Source organism: Ramlibacter sp. P4_H7, from assembly GCF_056400765.1.
This window is the reverse complement of record NZ_JBFUKP010000005.1, coordinates 168,658-188,052: the sequence shown is the minus strand read 5'-3', so window position 1 is coordinate 188,052 and position 19,395 is coordinate 168,658. Positions and strand designations below refer to the sequence as shown.

Genomic DNA, 19,395 nt, shown 5'->3' with positions numbered 1-19,395 from the left:
GCAGAACCATTCCGCATTGCGCTGTCCGTATCGCGGCACCACCAGGATCAGCAGCGTAGAGCCCGCATTCATGGCGCATCGCTCCCGGTTCGGTCGCCGTCTGGATGCGCAACCGCCAAGTGCATCTCCACGGCGGTGATCCCAAAGCCATTGCCGAGAAAAAAGCGAAGCACCTGCTCGTTGAGGAGGTCGGCCACCGCGAGCTGCATCCCGGTGCAAAGTCGTTCGGCGGCGATGACCTTCAAGGCACGGATCAGGAGAGATCCACGGCCCTTGCAGCGATGCGGCAAGTCGCAGACGAAGTCCTCCACCACCAGCATGCGGCCGCCGTCCAGGTTGTTCTTGATTCGGTAACCAGCCACCGCGCGCACCGAACCCAGGGTGGTGACGGCGAGGAGGCGGTAGCCGTCACCGGCCATCAGCTGCTTGGCGCGCGTACAGTAGGCATCGTGCGTCAGCTCCGGCCGCAACTGGCGCATCACGGCCCAGGCTCCGGCAATCTCTTCGTCTGACGTGAGCGGCAGGACCACCGCGCTTTCGGTGAGACGGGAAATCTCCAGCGCTCCCATCACGTCGCTTCCAATGGTCGATGTGCTGGGAGCCACCGGTAGGCGCACAGGAAAAGAACCAGGAAGAAAGTGTCACCGGCCGCGAAGAACAGCAGGCTGGGCGCTGCATGTCCGGCGGCGACCAGGACGGCGGCGGGGCCGGCGAAGGCCACCTTCTCGAGCGCACAGCAGGGAATGAGCGCCCGGTAGTACACGGGGCGCTGCGCGATCATGTAGAAGATGATCTGGAAGACGACGCACACGCCGATGAATCCGTAGAAATACTCCGGATGTGAAAGCGAGCCGGTCTGCTCGATCGCTCCCCGCAGGAATGGCAACGGCAGCAGAGTGAGGGCTCCCCAGGCGCACGCAGCCAGGAAAACCTTGCGAGCGAAGCATTCTTCACGTGCCATCGGCGCTCCCTTCCGGCCGCACCGCCTGCCAGGCCGCATCCGCCAGCAGGATCCTGTGCTTCGCCGGTATGACGGGTTGATGCGCGCGCAACCAGCCTGGCGTGAGCGAAATCACAGGCGCAAACGCGAGCGCGACCCAGACGTCGAACGGCAGGTCGCGCATTTCGCCTTCCGCGACCTTGGACGCGACCCAGCGCCGCAGCAGGCCGAATCCTTCATTGCGGACTTGCTTCCACTCGCCGGGCGCCTGCGCCAGTTCTTCGGTCCGCCGCAGGGTGTGCAGCATTCGCGCGCGGTCGGGGTGCTCCAACACCCACTCCAGGTACGCGCGCACCATGCCCCGGACACCGGTGCGCGCAGAAGCGCGCCCTGCAATCGGGATCGCGAGCGTGGCATGGAACTCCCGCAATGCCTGTGCGTACAGGGCGTCCACCAGGTGCGCCTTGCTGGCGAAATGGTGATAGAGGCTCCCGTTGCTGACCCCGGCGCGGCTGCGCACCAAATCCATGGAAAGGGCGTCGACGCCCTCGCGCAGTATCGCCTCGGATGCCGTGTCGAGCAGGCGTTCGCGCGTGGGAATGGCCGTCATGGAGTAGAGTATTGCTCCAGAGAGTTTCTCTAGTCAAGATCGAACATGGCGCGTGCATCCCGAGCCGCTTTCGTCTGCCGGCACCGCTGGGCGCGAGGCTTCGCCGTGGTCTTGTCTGCCGTGCTCGCGGCTGCCGCGCTCTGGCTCGGAGTCAGCGAGCTGCGCAGGCACACGCCGGCCTTCGTGGACGCGCAAGGGCAGCCGCTCACGGGAAGCATCGCGGTCATGGAGCGCATGGCGCTGAACGGGTCAGAGCAGTCGGTCTGGATTCGCGGCGCGGACCGTCGCCTTCCTTTGCTGGTCCTGCTGCATGGAGGCCCCGGCACGAGCGAGTCCGCCCTGTTCCGGGCCTACGTTCCGCAACTGGAGCAACACTTCGTCGTCGTGTACTGGGAGCAGCGCGGCACCGGTCGCTCCTGGCTGCCCGCCGCCCACCCGGAAGCACTGAGCACCTTGCAGCTGCTGCGTGACCTGGATGCCCTGGTGGACGGGCTCACTCGACGCTTCGCGCAGCACCAGGTCGTCCTCCTGGCGCATTCCTGGGGAACGGTGCTGGGTGTGATGTATGCCCGCTGGCGGCCCGAACGCATCCGCGCGTATGTCGGCGTCGCTCAGGTCGTCGAGCCGGTCGCCGCCCAGCGCCTGGAGCGGGAGTTCGTGCTGGCGCAAGCCACTGCGCGTGGAGACCGAAGCGGGGTGAACGAACTGAACGTGTTGGAGCCGCCTCCGTTGCGGGTGCCAAGCCTGTTGCGACAAGGCGCCCTCTGCGAGCGGTACGGCGGCGTCTTTCACGGCCCGATGCGCACGCACGACCTGCTCCTTGCGGCGATGCGCACCGACGAAACCAGTCCGCTCGATCTGGCGCTGTTCGGACTCGGCAACCGTTTCTCGCTCGAACGCCTCTGGCCGGAGTACATGTCGGTGGACTTCTTCGCGAGCGCGCGGCGCCTGGACGTTCCCGTAACGATCATGCTCGGCCGATATGACCGCCACGTCGCATCGGAACTCGCAGCGCGCTGGTTCGCCCTGTTGCAGGCTCCTGCGAAGGATCTGGTGTGGTTCGAGCACAGCGCCCACAACCCGCCGTTCGAGGAGCCGCAAGCCTTCGTCGCCGCGATGGAACGGGTGGCGTTCAGGCGCTGATCTGCACGCCGGAACGTGGTGGCCCACCTCAGTCGGTTACAAAAGTCGGGCCTCACCGACTCCGCCAGACCCCATCGGCCGCCCACAAACAGGCGGGCCCGGCCGATGAGCAAAAGCATCAGGCCGGGCCCTGACCATGCAAACGGGTGAGGGCGTTGCATGGCTGAGGAAAAGTCTAGCGACGCTCCTTGTCCGGCAGGTGGCCGTTCGGTGACCGAAAGCTGCCGTCCGGTGACCGTTTGCATGCGAAGTTCCATCCCGGTCACACGCTGTCAAACGAATTACCTCAGATCGCATCGCTCGAGCAAGTGGCCGCGTCGCTGGCTGGCAAAGTCAGGGTCCTCCTACACATCGCATTGCGCCGCTCACACAAAATCCGCGCTTCAGTCCTGCATGCGGGCCGCCGCCCGCCATGACGGGTCCCGCAGTCTGGAGAAGTTGATGGCAGTACGCGTATTCCTGGTCGATGACCACAAGGCCATGCAGGAGCTGGTCGGCAGCCTGCTCGATTCCGTCGGTGGCTTCGAGCTCGTCGGCAGCGCGGAGAACGAGACGTCGGCCACCGACTGGCTGCTGCGGCACCGGGGCGGCTGGGATCTCGCGATCGTCGACCTGCTGTTGGGCGAAGGCACCGGCTTCACCCTGGTTTCGCGCTGCAACAAGGAGCCGGGCGGTGCGGTCCTGGTGTTCAGCGATTTCGTCACGGAGGCCGTGCGGCAGCGCTGCCTGCGCCTCGGCGCGGATGGGGTCATCTCCAAGGCGGAGTTCGGCGAACTCCGCGCGTACCTGCAGGCGTTCCCGGGCCGCACGCAGCAGCCGGCGGTGGCCTGAAGGGCCGCTCTCTCGAGCGCTAGCTGCTGCCGGCCAAGCCGGCTTCGGCGCCGTCGCCGCCGTGCGACCGGGCGGGCTCCGTGGCCAGCTGCAGGCTGCCGACATCGAAGGTGCCGGAATGGCTGCCGCTCTCGCTGCGCCACGCGCAATACGCGAGGTCCTGCGAGCGGGCCCGGACGAGCATCGTGGGTCCGCCGGTACGCAGTGCCACGACGTCGCCGACCTGGATGGCTTCTTCCGTCACCGCGCGATTATCATCAAATGCGCATCGGACGGGTCCTCAGCCATCAACGGAAACAAAGGCGGCCGGATGCGTGGAGTTTTCCCGCGGCTGACATGGCCGCGCGCACCGTCCCATAACCAATGCTGAAGCCGTCCTACAGCGGACGAGCAGGACGTCGCTGATCATCTCGGCAAGCAGGAAGGTTTTGCGATGTCCCAACAGCAAGAACAGTTCGAGTCCGACGACGGGCAGCCGTCGAAGGACGGCAGCGTTCAACAGCAACAGCAGCAGGCCCAGGAAGGCCATGGCGGCCAGGGGTCCGACAGCGCCATGAAGCAGATGCGCGAGTGGGAGCAGCACCGCGCGGCCCATTCGGGCGGCCGGCATCGCCACGGCCAATAGCCGGCGCGCGGCGCAGGAGAAAAGCGGCCTTCGGGCCGCTTGCTTTTTCGACGTTCGCTAGCTCTGCGCGCCGGGGCGCTCGCCGCCACGCGGCCCGGGCGGCCGTGGCTGGGGGACGCGAGGTTCGACGGCCGTGAGCGGCCTGGCCTGTAGCGAGCGGGCAAGATACGGCAGCACGCTGTGCGCGCCCGAGCCCCAGCGGCTGCCGGGCGGCGGCAACTCGGCGTCGGCGTTCGCGTCCTGGAACTCAGGGCTCGGCATGCTCCACCTCCAGCGGCCACCGCTGCACGGCCGGCTTGCGGATGAAGGAGGGGTCGCTGTCCGCGGCGCCGGCCGGGTGGGAGAAGAGCATGTCGCAGCCGAGCATGTCGTCGTCACCGCCCAGCAGGTGCTCGCGCCATCCATGCTCGCGCAGGTGTTCCGAGAACAAGGCGACCTGGCGGGAACCGTCGAGCACGCCGACGGCCAGCAGGGCGCCCTCCTGCGCCAGCCCGATCTTCACCTGGTGAAAATGGGTGGTGGGCAGCTGGCGCGCCATCGCGAAGGCCTTGACCACGCCGTCGAAATCGGGCGGCGCTTCCTGCAACAGTTCCATGGGCGGAGAAAGTAAGACTTCCCGCCGCCGCTGACTGTAGGACGATGACGCGATCGTTACATTTACCCGCGCGGTCGCAGCTCAGGCGGACAGCATGCCCTTGCGTTCGATGAAGCGCACGACCTCCTGCACGCCCTCCCGCGTCTTCAGGTTGGTCATCACGAAGGGCTTGTCGCGCCGCATGCGCCGGGTGTCGGCTTCCATCACGCCCAGGTCGGCGCCCACGTAGGGCGCGAGGTCGGTCTTGTTGATGACGAACAGGTCGCTCTTGGTGATCCCGGGGCCGCCCTTGCGCGGGATCTTCTCGCCGGCGGCGACGTCGATCACGTAGATGGTCAGGTCCGACAGCTCCGGGCTGAAGGTGGCGGCGAGGTTGTCGCCGCCCGACTCCACGAACACGACGTCGGCGTCGGGGAAGTCGACCAGCATGCGGTCGATGGCTTCCAGGTTGATCGAGGCGTCCTCGCGGATCGCCGTGTGCGGGCAGCCGCCCGTTTCCACGCCCATGATGCGTTCGGCCGGCAGCGCGCCGCTGACGGTCAGGATGCGCTGGTCTTCCTTGGTGTAGATGTCATTGGTGATGGCCACCAGGTCGTAGCGCTCGCGCATCGCCTTGCACAGCATCTCCAGCAGCGTTGTCTTGCCGGAACCGACGGGGCCGCCGATGCCCACGCGCAGGGGCGGCAGCTTCTTGGTGCGATGGGCGATGTGGTGCAGGGTCACGGGGAAAGCCTCCGGGCGACACCCTGCGCTGGTCGCCCATTCGGGCGGCTGTGCAGGGCGAGGGTCATGAACGGAACAGTCGGGAGTACTGGGTTTCGTGCTGTGCCGACAGGATGGCCAGCATGGGCGTGAAGGACTGGCGCTGGTCGTCGGCCAGCGCCAGCGCGTGGTCGACGGCCGCCGGAATTTCCTGCGCCAGGCGCGCCAGGATGCGCTGGCCGGCCGACTGGCCGAGCGGCACCGACTTGATCGCCGCCTGCATCATGTTCTCGGCCCAGCCGAAGGCGAAGGCCAGAGCGGCCTGGCGGGGCGCCGCAGCGGTGCGTGCGGCGGCGATCGCGAAGGCGACGGGGTAGGTGTTCGCGGAGCGAGCCGGTTCCGGGGGGGCAGTCGTGCTCTCGCAGGCTGGCGGTGAGCCCGCAGGCGAACCCCAGCGCGGGGGCACCTCACCAGGGGTCCCCCGGTCGCCCCAGCCCACCGACCTGCTCCACTCGCCGAGCGAGCGGCCCATCTGCTCGGTCTGCTGGCGCAGCTCGCTGGTCTCGCGGGTCTGGCGCACCCACTGGTCGAGCGCGGCGATGCGCGCACTGTCGCCGGCACGCGCCGCGTCCACCGCCGCCCCGACGACCGCGAGGTCCGCGCGCGCAAGGCTCGCATGCAGTTGCTGCAGCAGCCAGTCGCCCGCGCTCGCCTCGTCGTGCACGCAGTGCGCCTCCACCGCCGACTCCAGCCCCTCTGAATAGGAGAAGCCGCCGACCGGCAAAGCCGGCGAGGCCAGCCAGATCAGCTGCAGCAACGCGGCGTCAGTGGTCGTGGTCGTGGTGATGTCCGTGCTCGCCATGGTCGTGTCCATGGGACCCGTGGTCGTGATCGTCGTCGCCATGGTCGTGGCCCTGGTGCGCATGCCCGCCGCCGGCGTAGGCGCCGCCTTCAGGCTCGAACGCTGCCTGGGTCTCCAGCACCACCAGGTGCATGGCCCGCAGCATGTCCGCCAGCACGTGGTCCGGCTCGATCTTCAGGTGGTCCGGCTTCAGCTCGATGGGCACGTGCCGGTTGCCCAGGTGGTAGGCCGCACGAATGAGGTCGAACACGGTGCCGCGGCCGGCCACGTGCTGGATCACCAGCACCGGCTGCGGCGCGGCGATCACGCGCACCATGGAGCCGTCCTCCGCCACCAGCACGTCGCCACCGCGCACCACGGTGCCGCGGGTCAGGAACACGCCCAGCTGGCGGCCCTGCGAATCGGTGCACTCGAAGCGGCTCTTCTGCCGCACGTCCCAGTCGAGTTCGACGGTGGACGCGCGCTTGAGCAGGACGGGCGCGAGGCCCTGGCCTTGGGGAAGGAGCTTGGAGACCTGGAGCATGGGTCAGTATGGCATTGCCTGATCGGGCTCTTCGTGATTCCGGGCCAGGGCGGGGCAGCCCGCTTGGGCGAATGTCCCCCGGCCCGCGCAAGCGCGGGCCTCCTCCTTTATTTCGCCCAAGCGGGCTACCCCACCCTGGCCCTGCGCCATGGCCGGAGAGCACCTCGGTGGACCCACGACAGCGCAGGATGAGGATGGGGCAGCCCCGTCCTCGTCCGGCACAAGGCCCACCGGCGCCCCTCCGACGGCAGAGAACATCAGAACAGGAAATACCTCTGCGCCATCGGCAGCACCGTCGCCGGCTCGCAGGTGAGCAGCTGGCCGTCGGCGCGCACCGCATAGGTCTGCGCATCGATCTCCATCTTCGGCACGTAGTCGTTGTGCACCAGGTGCTGCTTGCGGATGCGGCGGATGTCCTTCACTGCGCTCACGTTCTTCTGCAGCCCGAACTTCTCTTTCACGCCCGCCTTCATGCCGGCCTGCGACAGGAAGGTGAGGGAGCCGCGGTGCAGCGCACCGCCGAAGCTGCCGAACATGGGACGGTAGTGCACCGGCTGCGGCGTCGGGATGGAGGCGTTGGCATCGCCCATGGCGGCCATCGCGATGAAGCCGCCCTTGAGGATCAGCGCCGGCTTCACGCCGAAGAAGGCGGGCTTCCAGACGACCAGGTCGGCCCACTTGCCGGCGGCGACGCTGCCCACTTCGTGGCTGATGCCATGGGCGATCGCCGGGTTGATCGTGAGCTTGGCGATGTAGCGCCTGGCGCGGAAGTTGTCGTGCCGCTCGGAATCGCCGGGCAGCTTGCCCCTCTGCAGCTTCATCTTGTGCGCGGTCTGCCAGCAGCGCAGGATCACCTCGCCCACGCGGCCCATCGCCTGCGAGTCGGACGAGAACATGCTGATGGCGCCCAGGTCGTGCAGGATGTCCTCGGCGGCGATCGTCTCCTTGCGGATGCGGCTTTCGGCAAACGCGAGGTCCTCGGGGATCGCCGGATCCAGGTGGTGGCACACCATCAGCATGTCGACGTGCTCGTCGAGCGTGTTGACGGTGTAGGGCATCGTCGGGTTGGTCGACGAGGGCAGGAAGTTGGCCTCGCCCACCACCCGCAGGATGTCCGGTGCATGGCCGCCGCCCGCGCCCTCGGTGTGGAAGGCGCAGATGCCGCGGCCCTTGGTGGCGGCAATGGTGTTCTCGACGAAGCCGGACTCGTTGAGCGTGTCCGAGTGGATCGCCACCTGGATGTCCAGTTCGTCCGCGACGTCCAGGCAGTTGCTGATCGCCGCCGGCGTCGTGCCCCAGTCCTCGTGCAGCTTCAGGCCGATCGCGCCGGCCTGCACCTGTTCGCGCAGCGCCTGCGGCAGGCTCGCATTGCCCTTGCCCATGAAGCCCAGGTTCATCGGGAACGCGTCGGCCGCCTGGAGCATGCGCTCGATGTTCCAGGGACCCGGCGTGCAGGTGGTGGCGAAGGTGCCCGTCGCGGGCCCGGTGCCGCCGCCGAACATGGTGGTGACGCCGGAGGACAGGGCCTCCTCGATCTGCTGCGGGCAGATGAAGTGGATGTGCGTGTCGATGCCGCCGGCGGTGACGATCGCGCCTTCGCAGCTGATGATCTCGGTGCCCGGGCCGATGACGATGTCGATGCCCGGCTGCGTGTCGGGGTTGCCCGCCTTGCCGATCGCGGCGATGCGGCCGTCCTTCAGGCCGATGTCGGCCTTGACGATGCCCCAGTGGTCGAGGATCAGCGCGTTGGTCAGCACCGTGTCCATCGCCCCCTCGGCGCGCGTGCGCTGCGATTGCGCCATGCCGTCGCGGATGGTCTTGCCGCCGCCGAACTTCACTTCCTCGCCGTAGCCGCCGGCGCGCAGCGTGTAGTCGTCCTCGACCTCGATCACCAGGTCGGTGTCGGCCAGGCGCACGCGGTCGCCCGTCGTGGGGCCGAACATTTCCGCGTAGGCGCGGCGGGGGATGGTTGCCATGGGGGTCGTTCTCAGAGGGCGCCCTGCACCAGGCCGCGGAATCCGTAGACCTTGCGCTCGCCGGCGAAATCCACCAGTTCCACGGTCCGCTGCTGCCCGGGTTCGAAGCGCACCGCGGTGCCGGAGGCGATGTTCAGGCGCATGCCGCGCGCCGCGGCGCGGTCGAACTGCAGTGCGCCGTTGGTCTCGGCGAAGTGGTAGTGGGAGCCGACCTGGATCGGCCGGTCGGCCGTGTTCTGCACCACCAGGGTCAGCGTGCGGCGCCCTGCGTTGAGGGCGTGGTCGCCCGCGTCGGTGATCAGTTCGCCCGGCGTCATCGTGCTCATCGGGCGGCGCTCATTCGCCGCGCGACAGCCAGATCGCCAGGCCGGCCAGCACGGCGACCATCAGGAAGCCGGAGGTGTCGCTGGCGTGCCAGTGCCACTCGGTGGCCGCACCGTGGCCGGGATGCGCGTGCACGCTGGTGGCCAGCGCGAACAGGGAGGCGGCAAGGGTGGAGGGCAGCAGGCGCATGGCGGTTCCTCAGACGATGGGCTGGTGGACGGTCACCAGCTTGGTGCCGTCGGGGAAGGTCGCTTCGACCTGGATTTCGGGAATCATCTCGGCCACGCCTTCCATCACGTCGGCGCGGGTGAGCACGCTGCGGCCTTCGCTCATCAGCTGGGCGACCGACTTGCCATCGCGCGCGCCCTCCATCACGGCGGCCGAGATCAGCGCCATGGCTTCCGGGTAATTGAGCTTGAGGCCGCGGCCCTTGCGCCGTTCCGCCAGCAGGGCGGCGGTGAACAGCAGCAACTTGTCCTTTTCGCGGGGCGTCAGTTCCATGGTCGGCGCATCTTATTGCAACGTCTGTGCCGGGTTCGCTGCCGCTTCCCCGAAGGGGGGGCCGCACCGGCATGGAACGTGCAGTTGGTGTCCGTGGGCCCCACCATCCCTATCGTTCCCCTGCACCACCACGACGCCCCGCAGCGCGTGGTGAAGGTGCGCCGCGACTACAACACCTGGGTCGCGAGCGAGACGATGGAGGACTATGCCCTGCGCTTCACGCCGCAGCGCTTTCGCAAGTGGTCGACCTGGCGGGTGGCCAACACCGCCTTCGGCGCGGCCTCCTTCCTGATCCTGGAGGCGGTCGGCGCCACCCTGCTGGTGCAGTACGGCTTCCTGAACGCCTTCTGGGCGATCCTGGCCACCGGGCTGATCATCTTCCTGGCGGGCCTGCCGATCAGCATCTATGCGGCGCGCTACGGCGTGGACATGGACCTGCTCACGCGCGGCGCCGGCTTCGGCTACATCGGCTCGACGCTCACCTCGCTGATCTATGCCTCCTTCACCTTCATCTTCTTCGCGCTGGAAGCGGCGGTGATGGCCTATGCGCTGGACTTGGCGCTGGGCATCCCCCCGAGCTGGGGCTACCTGGTGTGCGCGCTGGTGGTGATTCCGCTGGTCACCCACGGCGTGTCCGTGATCAGCCGGCTGCAGGTGTGGACGCAGCCGGTCTGGCTGGTGATGCTGGTGGTTCCTTTCGTTTACGTCCTCGTGCGCGATCCTGGTGCCTTCGCCGGGATTACGCACTACGCTGGGGAGAAGGCGCAGGCCGCCGGCTTCGACCTGCACTTGTTTGGTGCCGCTCTCACGGTGGGCATCGCCCTCATCACGCAGATGGGCGAGCAGGCCGACTACCTGCGCTTCATGCCCGCGCGCAGCGCCGGCAACGGGCGCGCGTGGTGGCTGGGCGTGCTGGCCGGCGGCCCCGGCTGGGTGCTGCTGGGCGTGGCCAAGATGCTGGGCGGGGCGCTGCTGGCCTATCTCGCCATCAGCCACATGGTGCCGCTCGATCGCGCGGTGGACCCCAACCAGATGTACCTGGCGGCCTACGAATACGTGTTCCCGCACTACGGGTGGGCGGTGGCGGCGACCGCGCTGTTCGTGGTGATCTCGCAGCTGAAGATCAACGTCACCAATGCCTATGCCGGCTCGCTCGCCTGGTCCAACTTCTTCTCGCGCCTGACCCACAGCCACCCGGGGCGCGTGGTGTGGGTGGTGTTCAACACGCTCATCGCCTTCATGCTGATGGAGATGAACGTGTTCGAGGCCCTGGGCGACATCCTGGGCCTGTACTCCAACATCGCCATCGCCTGGATGATGGCGGTGGTGGCGGACCTGGTGGTCAACAAGCCGCTGGGCCTTTCGCCGCGCGGCATCGAGTTCAAGCGCGCCTACCTGTACGACATCAACCCGGTGGGCGTCGGTGCGATGGCGCTGGCCTCCACGTTGTCCATCACCGCCTACCTGGGCGTGTTCGGGCCGACGGCGCAGGCCTTCTCCGCGCTGATCGCGATGGGCGTGGCCTTCGTCGCGGCGCCGCTGATCGCCTGGGGCACCCGGGGACGCTACTACATCGCGCGCCAGGCCGACGGCAACGAGCAGCCGTCGGCGGCGCGCCGTTGCGTGATCTGCGACCGGGCCTACGAGGGCCCCGACATGGCGCACTGCCCGGCCTACCAGGGACCGATCTGCTCGCTGTGCTGCACGCTGGACGCGCGCTGCGGCGACCTGTGCAAGCCGCACGCGAGCCTGTCGGCGCAATGGAGCGGGGCGCTGCGCGCGCTGCTGCCGCGGCGCGTGTGGCCTTACCTGGAAACGGGCCTCGGCCACTTCCTGCTGCTGATGCTGGTGATCGCGCCCCTGCTGGGAGCGCTGTTCGGCCTGCTGTACCACCAGGAGCTGCGCGCACCCGAGCACATGGCGGTGGAGGTGCTGCGCGCGACCTTCCTGAAAGCCTATCTCTCCCTGCTGCTGGTGGCGGGCATCGTCGCCTGGTGGCTGGTGCTGGCGCACAAGAGCCGGCAGGTGGCGCAGGAGGAATCGAACCGGCAGACGCACCTGCTGGTGCGCGAGATCGAATCGCACCGCCAGACCGACGAGGCGCTGCAGCAGGCCAAGCTGGCCGCCGAACAGGCGCGCCACGCGGCCGAACAGGCCAACCACGCCAAGAGCCGCTACATCAGCGCCATCAGCCATGAACTGCGCACGCCGCTGAACAGCATCCTGGGCTACGCGCAGCTGATGGGCGAGGACGCCGCCATCCCCAGCCACCGCAAGCACGCCGTGCACGTCATCAAGCGCGGCGGCGAGCACCTGCTGTCGCTGATCGAGGGCACGCTGGACATCGCCCGCATCGAGTCCGGGAAGCTCACGCTCAACGTCAAGCCGATGCGCTTCGCCGACTTCGTGCACGAACTCGCCAGCCTGTTCGAGCTGCAGGCCGCGGCCAAGGGACTGTCCTTCCGCTTCGAGACCGAAGGCGTGCTGCCGGAGGTGGTGCGCGGCGACGAGAAGCGCGTGCGCCAGATCCTGATCAACCTGCTGGGCAACGCGATCAAGTTCACCGCCGCCGGGCAAGTGGTGTTCCGCGTGCGCCATGCCCGCGAGATGGCGGTGGTGGAAGTCGAGGACACCGGGCCCGGCCTTGCCGCCGACGAACTCGCGCAGATCTTCGAGCCTTTCGCGCGCGGCAACAGCGCCGCCCATTCGGCGCCGGGCGCCGGCCTGGGTTTGACCATCGCCAAGATGCTCACCGACCTCATGGGCGGCGAGCTGGCGGCGAGCAGCACACCCGGTGCCGGCTCCATGTTCCGCGTCCGGCTGTTCCTGCCCGAAGTGCACGCGGCCGTCGCACCGGCGCCGGCGCAGCGGCAGCAGCGCGGCGGCTACGAAGGCCCGCGCCGCCGCATCCTGGTGGTGGACAACGAGGAGGCCGATCGCGAACTGCTGGTGGCACTGCTGGAGCCGCTGGGCTTCGAGCTGCGCACCGCCGCCAGCGGCCACGACGCGCTGGACCTGCTGGCCGCGGGCCTGCGGCCGGACGCGATCCTGATGGACCTGGCCATGCCCGGCATCGACGGCTGGGAGACCATCCGCCGGCTGCGGCGCATGGAGGCCCTTCACGCGAAGATCGCGGTGGTGTCGGCCAATGCCTTCGACAAGGGCCTGGACAACGATGCCGGCATCCGGCCCGAGGACTTCATCCTCAAGCCGGTGCGCCACACCGAACTGCTGGACTGGCTGGAGCGGCAACTGGGCCTGCGCTGGCTGCAGGACGCGCAGCCGGCCGCCACGCCGGCGCCGGCGCAGGCTGCGCTGCCGTGGACCTGGCCGGCGGCGCACCTGCTGGCGCCGCTGCAGAACGCGGTGCAGCTGGGGTACTACCGCGGCATCCTGAACCAGCTGGATGCGATCGAGGCGGCGCAGCCGGAGTGCCACGGCTTCGCGGCGGCCATGCGCGAGCAGGCGCGGCACTTCCAGTTCGAGGCCATGGCGCGCGCCCTCTCGGCGGGCGCGCAGCCGGAAGGAGCGATGCGATGACCATGCTGGACCGCCGGGACAGCGACGTGGTGCTGGTGGTGGACGACGTGCCCGACAACCTCTCGGTGCTGCACGACGCGCTGGACGAATCGGGCTACACCGTGCTGGTCGCCACCAGCGGCGAGGCGGCGCTGCAGCGCGCCGCGCAGGCCGTGCCCGACATCGTGCTGCTCGACGCGATGATGCCGGGCATGGACGGCTTCGAGGTCGCCAAGCGGCTGAAGGCGGCGGCGCTCACCGCCCACATCCCGATCATCTTCATGACGGGGCTCACCGAGACCGAGCACCTGGTGGCGGCGCTGGAAGCCGGCGGCGTCGACTACGTGACCAAGCCGATCAAGCCGAAGGAAGTGCTGGCGCGCATGGGCGTGCACCTGCAGGGCGCGCGGCTGGCGCGGCAGACGCGCAATGCGCTCGATGCCTTCGGCTACGCCAGCATCGCGGTGCGGGCCAGCGACGGCCGCCTGATGTGGCAGACCCCGCTGGCGCGCGAACTGCTCTTCGCCTACTTCGGAACCAGCGCCCCGGAGACGCCGCCCGTGATCCTGCAATGGCTGCGCCGCCACCTGGACGAAGCGGTGCGCCAAATCGAGCCGCCGCGCCTGAGCGCCGAGCTGGGCGCGCGGCGCCTGTCGATCCGCCTGCACCAGCAGACCGGCGACGACGACTGGCTGATCGTGATGCGCGAGGTGTCGGACGCCGCGATCATCGAGTCCATGAGTTTGGCCTTCAAGCTCACCGCGCGCGAGGCGGAGGTGCTGTACTGGGTGGTCAAGGGAAAGATCAACCGCGACATCGCCGACATCCTGGGCGCCAGCCCGGCGACGGTGAAGAAGCACCTGGAGCGCGTCTTCGCCAAGCTCGGGGTGGAAACCCGCACGTCCGCGGCCGGGATGGCGATGAACCGCATCCGGCAACTGCATCCGCATTTCGAGGGCTGAGCGCGAGCGCGGTCGCGCTCGGCGTGAACGACGGCGGTCGACCCGCCGCCCGCGGGCTCAGCTGACGACGCGCGGGCCCGACTCCAGTCCCGCCAGTTCGATCATCCCGCGCAGCACCGCCTCGGTGGCCGCGATCAGGTGGCGATGGCGCTCGGGGCCGATGGTCGTGCACTCGTGCACGATCAGGTCGCGGTACAGCGTGGCGACTTCGAACAGTTCCCAGTCGTCGCGATCGAAGTGCTCCGCGCCGGGGCGGGCGCCGCGCAGGCGCAGCACTTCCTGCACCAGTTCCACCGGTCCCGTGTTGCGGAACTGGCGGTGGCGCATCTCCGCGGTGCTGGATGGCCGGCCCGCGGAATGGACGACGAGGGAACGGGCCATGCCCTCCACCGCCGAGACCAGGGTCACCAGCCGGGTCGATCCCAGCTCCGCGTGCGCGCCGGCCAGGCGTTGCTTGATCGTTCGCAAGCGCGCTGCGGGGGTGGCCACCGCGAAGAGGCGCTGCAGTTCGTCAGGGTGCTCCAGGAGCTCTGCGTTCATGCGCAAAGTGTAAGGACGCGGTTACCTGTTGCTTGCGAACTTCGGCACGGATGGCAGGTAACAGCGCGCGGATGTCGCGCGCGGGTGACAGAAGACACACGAAGGCCGCGGCGGCGCGCGGCCGCCGTTACACCTTGGCCTGCGCCGCCATGCGCACGCACAGGTCGAAGGCGTGCTGCAGGCCGTCGATGCGCGCGAGGCCCCGGCCGGCGATGTCGAAGGCGCTGCCGCTCGCGGAGGTGGCCACGGGCACCGGCAGGCCGCCATGCAGCGTGACGCCGCGCTCGAATCCCATCAGCTTCATCGCGATCTGGCCCTGGTCGTGGTACATCGAGACCACGGCATCGAAGTCGCCGCGCCGCGCCGCGATGAACACGGTGTCGGGTGACCACGGGCCGCTGGCCTCCAGACCGTCGCGGCGCAGGCGTTCGACCGCGGGCGCGATGATGTCGATCTCCTCGCGGCCGATGGAGCCGCCGTCGCCCGCGTGCGGGTTCAGGCCCGACACGGCGATGCGCGGCCGCGCGATGCCCGAGCGCTTGAGCGCGACGTCGATGATGTGCACGGCGTCGCGCACCGCTTCCGGCGTGATCAACGCGGCCACCTCGCGCAGCGGCACGTGCGAGGTCACGCGCGAGGTCCACAGGGCGTCGGTGATGTTGAACTCGCAGGTGAAGCTGCGCACGCCGAACATGCCTTGCATGAAGCGCAGCTCGTCTTCCTCCTGCATGCCGGCGAGCCGCAGCGAATGCTTGTTCAGCGGGGCGAAGACGATGCCCTGCACCGCCCCCTCGTGCGCCAGCTGTGTCGCGGCGGCCAGCGACTGCAGCGCGGCCTGCCCGGCCGCCTCGCTGCATGCGGCCAGTGGCGCCACGCCGGCTGACGGCTCGGCCATCACCCGGTGCGTGATGCGGCCCGGCTCGAAGCGCAGCGGCTCGTCGGGCCCCAGGCGCAGCGGGTCCAGCCGCGCCTTTGCGATCGCCTCGCCGCCCGCCAGCACCGACGCGGGCGCCACGAGCAGCACGTCGGCGGCCTGCGCGTTGGCGGCGCGCGCAAGCAGCTTCACGCCCATCTCGGGCCCGACTCCGGCCGGGTCGCCCAGCAGCACCGCGATGCGCGGCCTGGCCGATTCGCTCACAGGCCTTCTCCCTTGATGTTGGCGTCGCGCACGAGCTTCCGGAAGCGCTCGTACTCCTGTCGGTTCATGTCCGCGAACTGGTCCACGCCCAGCGCGCCGACCTCGCCGCCCAGGCCCTTGATGCGCGCCTGCACGTCGGGCAGCTTGAGGACCTTCGCCAGTTCCGCCACCAGCGCGTCGACCGCAGGTTTCGGCGTGCCGGCGGTGACGTACAGGCCGTACCAGGTCTGCACGTCGGCGCCCTTGACGCCCGCTTCCGCCAGGGTCGGCACGTCGGGCAGTTCGGCGGCGCGCCGCTCCGACATCACCGCGAGCGGGCGGAACTTGCCGGCGCGGATCTGCCCCATCGCCGAGGAGGTCGAGTCGAACATCATGGTGACCTCGCCGCCGATGATGTCGATGTGCGCCTGCGAGCTGCCCTTGTAGGGCACGTGGATCGCCTTGGTGCCGGTGGCGAGCGAGAACGCCTCGCCGGCGATGTGCTGGGTGCTGCCGATGCCCGAGGATGCGTACTTCAGCTGGCCGGGTTTCTCCAGCATCGCCGAGGTCAGCTCCTTCACCGACTTGTAGGGCGAGGCGGCGGACACGATCAGCACGTTGGGCATGACGGCCACCAGCCCGACCGGTTGCAGGTCCTTGAGCGGATCGAACTTCAGCTTGAGCAGGTGCGGCGCGATCGCCTGGCCCGTGTTGGTGGCCAGCAGCAGGGTCGCGCCGTCCGGTGCCGCATGCGCCGTGATGTCGGCCGCGATCGTGTTGGAGGCGCCGGGACGGTTCTCCACCACCACCGACTGCCGGAAATCGGCGGCGAACTTCTCCGCCAGCATGCGCGCGAGGATGTCGGTGCCGCCGCCCGGGGAGGCGCCGACCATGATGCGCAGCGGCTTGTCGGGCCAGCTCTGGGCCAACGCCGGAAGGCCGGCGGCCAGCGTCACCGCGGCCAGCCAGAGTGCCGCGCCGCGGCGGGTGGGAAATCGCATGGCTTGTCTCCTGGATCGGCGGGTCGGTCGCCCGCGCCGGTGCAGGGTACGGGCTGCAGCCATTGCCGGCCAATGAATTTCCCGGAAGGAGCCATGCCTTTTTGTATATTGCTCCCATGGCCAAGGGACTCACCGACGCCGCGCTGCTGATGCGGCTGCGCACCCGCCAGCTGCTGCTGCTGGAGGCGCTCGGGCGCGAGCTGAACCTCGGACGGGCGGCCGCCGCCCTGGGCGTGAGCCAGCCGGCGGCCACCAAGCTGCTGCAGCAGGCGGAGGAGGCGCTGGGCGTGCGCCTGTTCACCCGGCAGGCGCGCGGCATGGAGCCGACCTCCACCGGCGAGGTGCTGATCCGCTATGCGCGGCAATCGCTGGTGGACTTCGGCTTCGCGCGCGAGCAGATGGCGGCGCTGCGCTCCGGCCTGCGCGGCCGCCTGCGCGTGGGCACCGTCCCGGGCGCGCTGCCGCAGCTGCTGGCGCCCGCGCTGGCCGACTACAAGCGCAAGCATCCGCGCGTGGCGGTGTCCGTGCTGGTGGAGACCAGCGACGTGATGCTGGGCCTGCTGGAGCGCGGCGACGTGGACCTGGTGCTGGGCCGACCCACCGAAGGCCACTTCGACGACGAACTGGCGATCGTGCCGTTGCTGTCGGAACCGCAGGTGGCGGTGGTCCGCGCGGGCCATCCGCTGCTCGACAATAAGACCCTGGGGCTGGAGGACCTGGTGCGCTGGCCCTGGATCCTGCAGCCGCCGGGATCGCCGCAGCGCAGCCGCTTCGAGTCGGCGCTGCGGGAAGCCGGGTTGCACACCCGCCTGGACATCACCGAGACCGCCTCGACGGTGGCGACCACCGTGCTGCTCGAGGCGAGCGACATGGCGGCGATCATGCCGGCGTCGCTGGCCGCGCACTACGCGCGGCTGGGGGTGCTGCAGGTGGTTCCGCTGGAGCTGCCGCTGCAGGTGCCCTCGCTGCACCTGATCACGCGCCGGCACCGCGAGCTGTCGCCGGCGGCGGCCAGCTTCGCGCAGGTGCTGCGCGCGATCGGCTAGGCGAGTTGCGCACGCACGCCGCGCGCTCTACTTGTCCGAACCGGTGTGGGGCAGCCCGTCTGGGCGAAATAAAGGAGGAGGCGCGGGCTTCAGCCCGCGCCGGGGGGACATTCGCCCAGGCGGGCTGACCCACACCGGCCCCGCGCCTCAGGGAGCGCGCGAGCCGGTGACGTGCATGTGCGCGTCGACCGCTTCGTGCAGCACCTCGGGCTCGTCGGTTTCTTCGAGGCTCGGGTTGTCCAGGTGCGCCTTCATGCGCTCCACGTCCAGGTCGCCGGTCCACTTGGCGACCACCAGCGTGGCGACGCCGTTGCCGATCAGGTTGGTGAGTGCACGCGCCTCCGACATGAAGCGGTCGATGCCCAGGATCAGCGCGAGCCCCGCGACCGGCACCGTGCCCACGGCGGACAGCGTGGCGGCCAGCACGATGAAGCCGCTGCCGGTGATGCCGGCGGCGCCCTTGGACGTCAGCAGCAGCACGCCCAGCAGCGTCAGTTCCTGCGTCAGCGACAGCGGGGTGTTGGTCGCCTGGGCGATGAACACGGCGGCCATCGTCAGGTAGATCGAGGTGCCATCGAGGTTGAACGAGTAGCCGGTGGGGATCACCAGGCCCACGGTGCTCTTCTTCGCGCCCAGGTTCTCCATCTTCTCCATCATCCGCGGCAGCACGGACTCGGAGGACGAGGTGCCCAGCACCACCAGCAGTTCCTCCTTGATGTACTTGATGAACTTCCAGATCGAGAAGCCGTGGAAGCGCGCGATCAGTCCCAGCACCACGAAGATGAAGATCAGGCAGGTGGCGTAGAAAGCCCCCATCAGCTTGCCCAGCGACAGCAGCGTCCCCAGGCCGTACTTGCCGATGGTGAAGGCCATGGCGCCGAAGGCGCCGATCGGGGCCACCTTCATGATGTAGCCGACCATCGTGAACAGCACGTGCGAGCTCTTCTCGATCCAGTCGAACACCATGGTGCCGCGCCCGCCGAAGCGGTGTAGCGCGAAGCCGAACAGCACGGCGATCAGCAGCACCTGCAGGATCTCGCCCTTGGCGAACGCGTCGAAGATGGTCGACGGGATGATGTTCATGAAGAACTCGGTCGTCGAGGCCATCTTCCCGGGGCCCGTGTACGCGGCGATGCCCTTGGTGTCCAGCGTCGCCGGGTTGGCGTTGAGGCCGGCGCCGGGCTGCATCACGTTGACCAGCACCAGGCCGATGATCAGCGCCACGGTGCTCACGACCTCGAAGTACAGGAGCGCCAGGCCGCCGGTCTTGCCGACCTTCTTCATGTCCTCCATGCCGGCGATGCCCACCACCACCGTGCAGAAGATGATCGGAGCGATCATCATCTTGATCAGCTTGATGAAGCCGTCGCCCAGCGGTTTCATTTCCGCGCCCAGCGCCGGATAGAAATGACCCAGCAGCACGCCCGCCACCACCGCGGTGAGCACCTGGACGTACAGCGAGCGATAGAAGGGCCGGCGGGCCTTCGTCAGCGTGCCGGGAGTCGGGGGAGCGAGCATGGCGGGAGCACCTTGGGGGAAACCCTAGATTTTCCGCCTCGCTCGCGGCCCGCGCAAACG

23 protein-coding genes are annotated in these 19,395 nt (G+C 68.9%); 6 read left to right on the top strand and 17 right to left on the bottom strand.

Going from position 1 to position 19,395, the window contains the following annotated elements; translation table 11 throughout:
- Nucleotides 1–68: 68 nt before the first annotated feature.
- Genes AC1DSA_RS09495 through AC1DSA_RS09485 form a run of 3 tightly spaced genes read right to left on the bottom strand, consistent with a single transcriptional unit; the run spans nt 69 to nt 1,550 of the window.
- Nucleotides 69–569: a GNAT family N-acetyltransferase gene (locus AC1DSA_RS09495; RefSeq protein WP_477888394.1), complete on the bottom strand. Its 501-nt coding sequence runs from the start codon at nt 567–569 to the stop codon at nt 69–71.
- The gene (locus AC1DSA_RS09490) at nt 569–961 is read right to left on the bottom strand and encodes a hypothetical protein (protein ID WP_477888393.1); all 393 of its coding nucleotides are present in this window, start codon (nt 959–961) and stop codon (nt 569–571) included. Before AC1DSA_RS09490 ends, AC1DSA_RS09495 begins: the two co-directional genes overlap by 1 nt.
- Nucleotides 951–1,550, bottom strand: a complete 600-nt coding sequence (locus AC1DSA_RS09485) for a TetR/AcrR family transcriptional regulator (RefSeq protein ID WP_477888391.1) — start codon at nt 1,548–1,550, stop codon at nt 951–953. The genes AC1DSA_RS09490 and AC1DSA_RS09485 overlap by 11 nt, the downstream gene beginning before the upstream one ends.
- A 45-nt stretch (nt 1,551–1,595) precedes the next feature.
- Between AC1DSA_RS09485 and AC1DSA_RS09480 the strand changes: the two genes are divergently transcribed.
- A complete protein-coding gene (locus AC1DSA_RS09480; RefSeq protein ID WP_477888389.1) occupies nt 1,596–2,693 on the top strand; it encodes an alpha/beta fold hydrolase in 1,098 nt (365 codons plus the stop codon).
- Between the two features lie 441 nt (nt 2,694–3,134).
- Nucleotides 3,135–3,524 carry a response regulator gene (locus AC1DSA_RS09475; RefSeq protein ID WP_477888387.1) on the top strand — a complete coding sequence of 130 codons (390 nt, stop codon included), beginning with the start codon at nt 3,135–3,137 and terminating at the stop codon, nt 3,522–3,524.
- Between the two features lie 19 nt (nt 3,525–3,543).
- Here AC1DSA_RS09475 and AC1DSA_RS09470 read toward each other — a convergent pair whose 3' ends face one another.
- On the bottom strand, nt 3,544–3,768 hold the full coding sequence (locus tag AC1DSA_RS09470; protein ID WP_477888385.1) for a DUF2158 domain-containing protein: 225 nt from the start codon (nt 3,766–3,768) through the stop codon (nt 3,544–3,546).
- 189 nt (nt 3,769–3,957) lie between these two features.
- Between AC1DSA_RS09470 and AC1DSA_RS09465 the strand changes: the two genes are divergently transcribed.
- Nucleotides 3,958–4,149, top strand: coding sequence for a hypothetical protein (locus tag AC1DSA_RS09465; protein WP_477888384.1), 192 nt, complete (start codon nt 3,958–3,960; stop codon nt 4,147–4,149).
- Nucleotides 4,150–4,206: 57 nt separating this feature from the next.
- Here the strand turns inward: AC1DSA_RS09465 and AC1DSA_RS09460 are convergent, their stop codons facing one another.
- From AC1DSA_RS09460 to AC1DSA_RS09420, 9 genes are all read right to left on the bottom strand, one after another.
- Nucleotides 4,207–4,410, bottom strand: a complete 204-nt coding sequence (locus AC1DSA_RS09460) for a hypothetical protein (RefSeq protein ID WP_477888382.1) — start codon at nt 4,408–4,410, stop codon at nt 4,207–4,209.
- On the bottom strand, nt 4,397–4,744 hold the full coding sequence (locus AC1DSA_RS09455; protein WP_477888381.1) for a hypothetical protein: 348 nt from the start codon (nt 4,742–4,744) through the stop codon (nt 4,397–4,399). The genes AC1DSA_RS09460 and AC1DSA_RS09455 overlap by 14 nt, the downstream gene beginning before the upstream one ends.
- A gap of 81 nt (nt 4,745–4,825) precedes the next feature.
- Complete coding sequence (gene ureG, locus AC1DSA_RS09450) at nt 4,826–5,467, bottom strand: urease accessory protein UreG (protein WP_477888379.1); 642 nt, start codon at nt 5,465–5,467, stop codon at nt 4,826–4,828.
- Nucleotides 5,468–5,531: 64 nt separating this feature from the next.
- On the bottom strand, nt 5,532–6,350 hold the full coding sequence (locus tag AC1DSA_RS09445) for an urease accessory protein UreF (protein ID WP_477888378.1): 819 nt from the start codon (nt 6,348–6,350) through the stop codon (nt 5,532–5,534).
- A complete protein-coding gene (gene ureE, locus AC1DSA_RS09440) occupies nt 6,271–6,831 on the bottom strand; it encodes an urease accessory protein UreE (RefSeq protein ID WP_477888376.1) in 561 nt (186 codons plus the stop codon). The genes AC1DSA_RS09445 and ureE overlap by 80 nt, the downstream gene beginning before the upstream one ends.
- A 257-nt stretch (nt 6,832–7,088) precedes the next feature.
- Nucleotides 7,089–8,807 carry an urease subunit alpha gene (gene ureC, locus AC1DSA_RS09435; RefSeq protein ID WP_477888374.1) on the bottom strand — a complete coding sequence of 573 codons (1,719 nt, stop codon included), beginning with the start codon at nt 8,805–8,807 and terminating at the stop codon, nt 7,089–7,091.
- 11 nt (nt 8,808–8,818) lie between these two features.
- Nucleotides 8,819–9,124: an urease subunit beta gene (locus AC1DSA_RS09430; protein ID WP_477888711.1), complete on the bottom strand. Its 306-nt coding sequence runs from the start codon at nt 9,122–9,124 to the stop codon at nt 8,819–8,821.
- A gap of 19 nt (nt 9,125–9,143) precedes the next feature.
- Complete coding sequence (locus AC1DSA_RS09425) at nt 9,144–9,320, bottom strand: hypothetical protein (protein WP_477888372.1); 177 nt, start codon at nt 9,318–9,320, stop codon at nt 9,144–9,146.
- Between the two features lie 9 nt (nt 9,321–9,329).
- On the bottom strand, nt 9,330–9,632 hold the full coding sequence (locus tag AC1DSA_RS09420) for an urease subunit gamma (protein WP_477888370.1): 303 nt from the start codon (nt 9,630–9,632) through the stop codon (nt 9,330–9,332).
- A gap of 195 nt (nt 9,633–9,827) precedes the next feature.
- On the opposite strand from AC1DSA_RS09420, the gene AC1DSA_RS09415 reads away from it, so the two are divergent.
- Together AC1DSA_RS09415 and AC1DSA_RS09410 are read left to right on the top strand one after the other, a co-directional pair.
- Nucleotides 9,828–13,172: an ATP-binding protein gene (locus AC1DSA_RS09415; RefSeq protein ID WP_477888709.1), complete on the top strand. Its 3,345-nt coding sequence runs from the start codon at nt 9,828–9,830 to the stop codon at nt 13,170–13,172.
- Nucleotides 13,169–14,113, top strand: a complete 945-nt coding sequence (locus tag AC1DSA_RS09410; RefSeq protein WP_477888368.1) for a response regulator — start codon at nt 13,169–13,171, stop codon at nt 14,111–14,113. The genes AC1DSA_RS09415 and AC1DSA_RS09410 overlap by 4 nt, the downstream gene beginning before the upstream one ends.
- A gap of 57 nt (nt 14,114–14,170) precedes the next feature.
- On the opposite strand, the gene AC1DSA_RS09405 is transcribed toward AC1DSA_RS09410, so the two are convergent.
- The 3 genes from AC1DSA_RS09405 to AC1DSA_RS09395 all read right to left on the bottom strand — a co-directional run bounded on the left by AC1DSA_RS09405 (nt 14,171) and on the right by AC1DSA_RS09395 (nt 16,771).
- Nucleotides 14,171–14,653, bottom strand: coding sequence for a hypothetical protein (locus AC1DSA_RS09405; RefSeq protein ID WP_477888366.1), 483 nt, complete (start codon nt 14,651–14,653; stop codon nt 14,171–14,173).
- A 127-nt stretch (nt 14,654–14,780) separates the two neighbouring features.
- Entirely contained in the window at nt 14,781–15,791 is a 1,011-nt protein-coding gene (locus AC1DSA_RS09400; RefSeq protein WP_477888364.1) for a 4-hydroxythreonine-4-phosphate dehydrogenase PdxA, read from the bottom strand.
- Nucleotides 15,788–16,771: a Bug family tripartite tricarboxylate transporter substrate binding protein gene (locus AC1DSA_RS09395; protein WP_477888362.1), complete on the bottom strand. Its 984-nt coding sequence runs from the start codon at nt 16,769–16,771 to the stop codon at nt 15,788–15,790. The genes AC1DSA_RS09400 and AC1DSA_RS09395 overlap by 4 nt, the downstream gene beginning before the upstream one ends.
- Nucleotides 16,772–16,887: 116 nt before the next feature.
- On the opposite strand from AC1DSA_RS09395, the gene AC1DSA_RS09390 reads away from it, so the two are divergent.
- On the top strand, nt 16,888–17,817 hold the full coding sequence (locus tag AC1DSA_RS09390) for a LysR family transcriptional regulator (RefSeq protein ID WP_477888360.1): 930 nt from the start codon (nt 16,888–16,890) through the stop codon (nt 17,815–17,817).
- 147 nt (nt 17,818–17,964) lie between these two features.
- Here AC1DSA_RS09390 and AC1DSA_RS09385 read toward each other — a convergent pair whose 3' ends face one another.
- Nucleotides 17,965–19,335: a dicarboxylate/amino acid:cation symporter gene (locus AC1DSA_RS09385; protein WP_477888358.1), complete on the bottom strand. Its 1,371-nt coding sequence runs from the start codon at nt 19,333–19,335 to the stop codon at nt 17,965–17,967.
- Nucleotides 19,336–19,395: the final 60 nt, after the last annotated feature.

Excerpts from the sequence above, each read along its gene's own strand:
- AC1DSA_RS09495 (WP_477888394.1), bottom strand. The coding sequence starts at position 569 with ATGGGAGCGCTGGAGATTTCCCGTCTCACCGAAAGCGCGGTGGTCCTG.
- AC1DSA_RS09490 (WP_477888393.1), bottom strand. The coding sequence starts at position 961 with ATGGCACGTGAAGAATGCTTCGCTCGCAAGGTTTTCCTGGCTGCGTGC.
- AC1DSA_RS09485 (WP_477888391.1), bottom strand. The coding sequence starts at position 1,550 with ATGACGGCCATTCCCACGCGCGAACGCCTGCTCGACACGGCATCCGAG.
- AC1DSA_RS09480 (WP_477888389.1), top strand. The coding sequence starts at position 1,596 with ATGGCGCGTGCATCCCGAGCCGCTTTCGTCTGCCGGCACCGCTGGGCG.
- AC1DSA_RS09475 (WP_477888387.1), top strand. The coding sequence starts at position 3,135 with ATGGCAGTACGCGTATTCCTGGTCGATGACCACAAGGCCATGCAGGAG.
- AC1DSA_RS09465 (WP_477888384.1), top strand. The coding sequence starts at position 3,958 with ATGTCCCAACAGCAAGAACAGTTCGAGTCCGACGACGGGCAGCCGTCG.
- AC1DSA_RS09460 (WP_477888382.1), bottom strand. The coding sequence starts at position 4,410 with ATGCCGAGCCCTGAGTTCCAGGACGCGAACGCCGACGCCGAGTTGCCG.
- AC1DSA_RS09455 (WP_477888381.1), bottom strand. The coding sequence starts at position 4,744 with ATGGAACTGTTGCAGGAAGCGCCGCCCGATTTCGACGGCGTGGTCAAG.
- AC1DSA_RS09445 (WP_477888378.1), bottom strand. The coding sequence starts at position 6,350 with ATGGCGACGACGATCACGACCACGGGTCCCATGGACACGACCATGGCG.
- ureE (WP_477888376.1), bottom strand. The coding sequence starts at position 6,831 with ATGCTCCAGGTCTCCAAGCTCCTTCCCCAAGGCCAGGGCCTCGCGCCC.
- ureC (WP_477888374.1), bottom strand. The coding sequence starts at position 8,807 with ATGGCAACCATCCCCCGCCGCGCCTACGCGGAAATGTTCGGCCCCACG.
- AC1DSA_RS09430 (WP_477888711.1), bottom strand. The coding sequence starts at position 9,124 with ATGACGCCGGGCGAACTGATCACCGACGCGGGCGACCACGCCCTCAAC.
- AC1DSA_RS09425 (WP_477888372.1), bottom strand. The coding sequence starts at position 9,320 with ATGCGCCTGCTGCCCTCCACCCTTGCCGCCTCCCTGTTCGCGCTGGCC.
- AC1DSA_RS09420 (WP_477888370.1), bottom strand. The coding sequence starts at position 9,632 with ATGGAACTGACGCCCCGCGAAAAGGACAAGTTGCTGCTGTTCACCGCC.
- AC1DSA_RS09415 (WP_477888709.1), top strand. The coding sequence starts at position 9,828 with ATGGAGGACTATGCCCTGCGCTTCACGCCGCAGCGCTTTCGCAAGTGG.
- AC1DSA_RS09410 (WP_477888368.1), top strand. The coding sequence starts at position 13,169 with ATGACCATGCTGGACCGCCGGGACAGCGACGTGGTGCTGGTGGTGGAC.
- AC1DSA_RS09405 (WP_477888366.1), bottom strand. The coding sequence starts at position 14,653 with ATGAACGCAGAGCTCCTGGAGCACCCTGACGAACTGCAGCGCCTCTTC.
- AC1DSA_RS09395 (WP_477888362.1), bottom strand. The coding sequence starts at position 16,771 with ATGCGATTTCCCACCCGCCGCGGCGCGGCACTCTGGCTGGCCGCGGTG.
- AC1DSA_RS09390 (WP_477888360.1), top strand. The coding sequence starts at position 16,888 with ATGGCCAAGGGACTCACCGACGCCGCGCTGCTGATGCGGCTGCGCACC.
- AC1DSA_RS09385 (WP_477888358.1), bottom strand. The coding sequence starts at position 19,335 with ATGCTCGCTCCCCCGACTCCCGGCACGCTGACGAAGGCCCGCCGGCCC.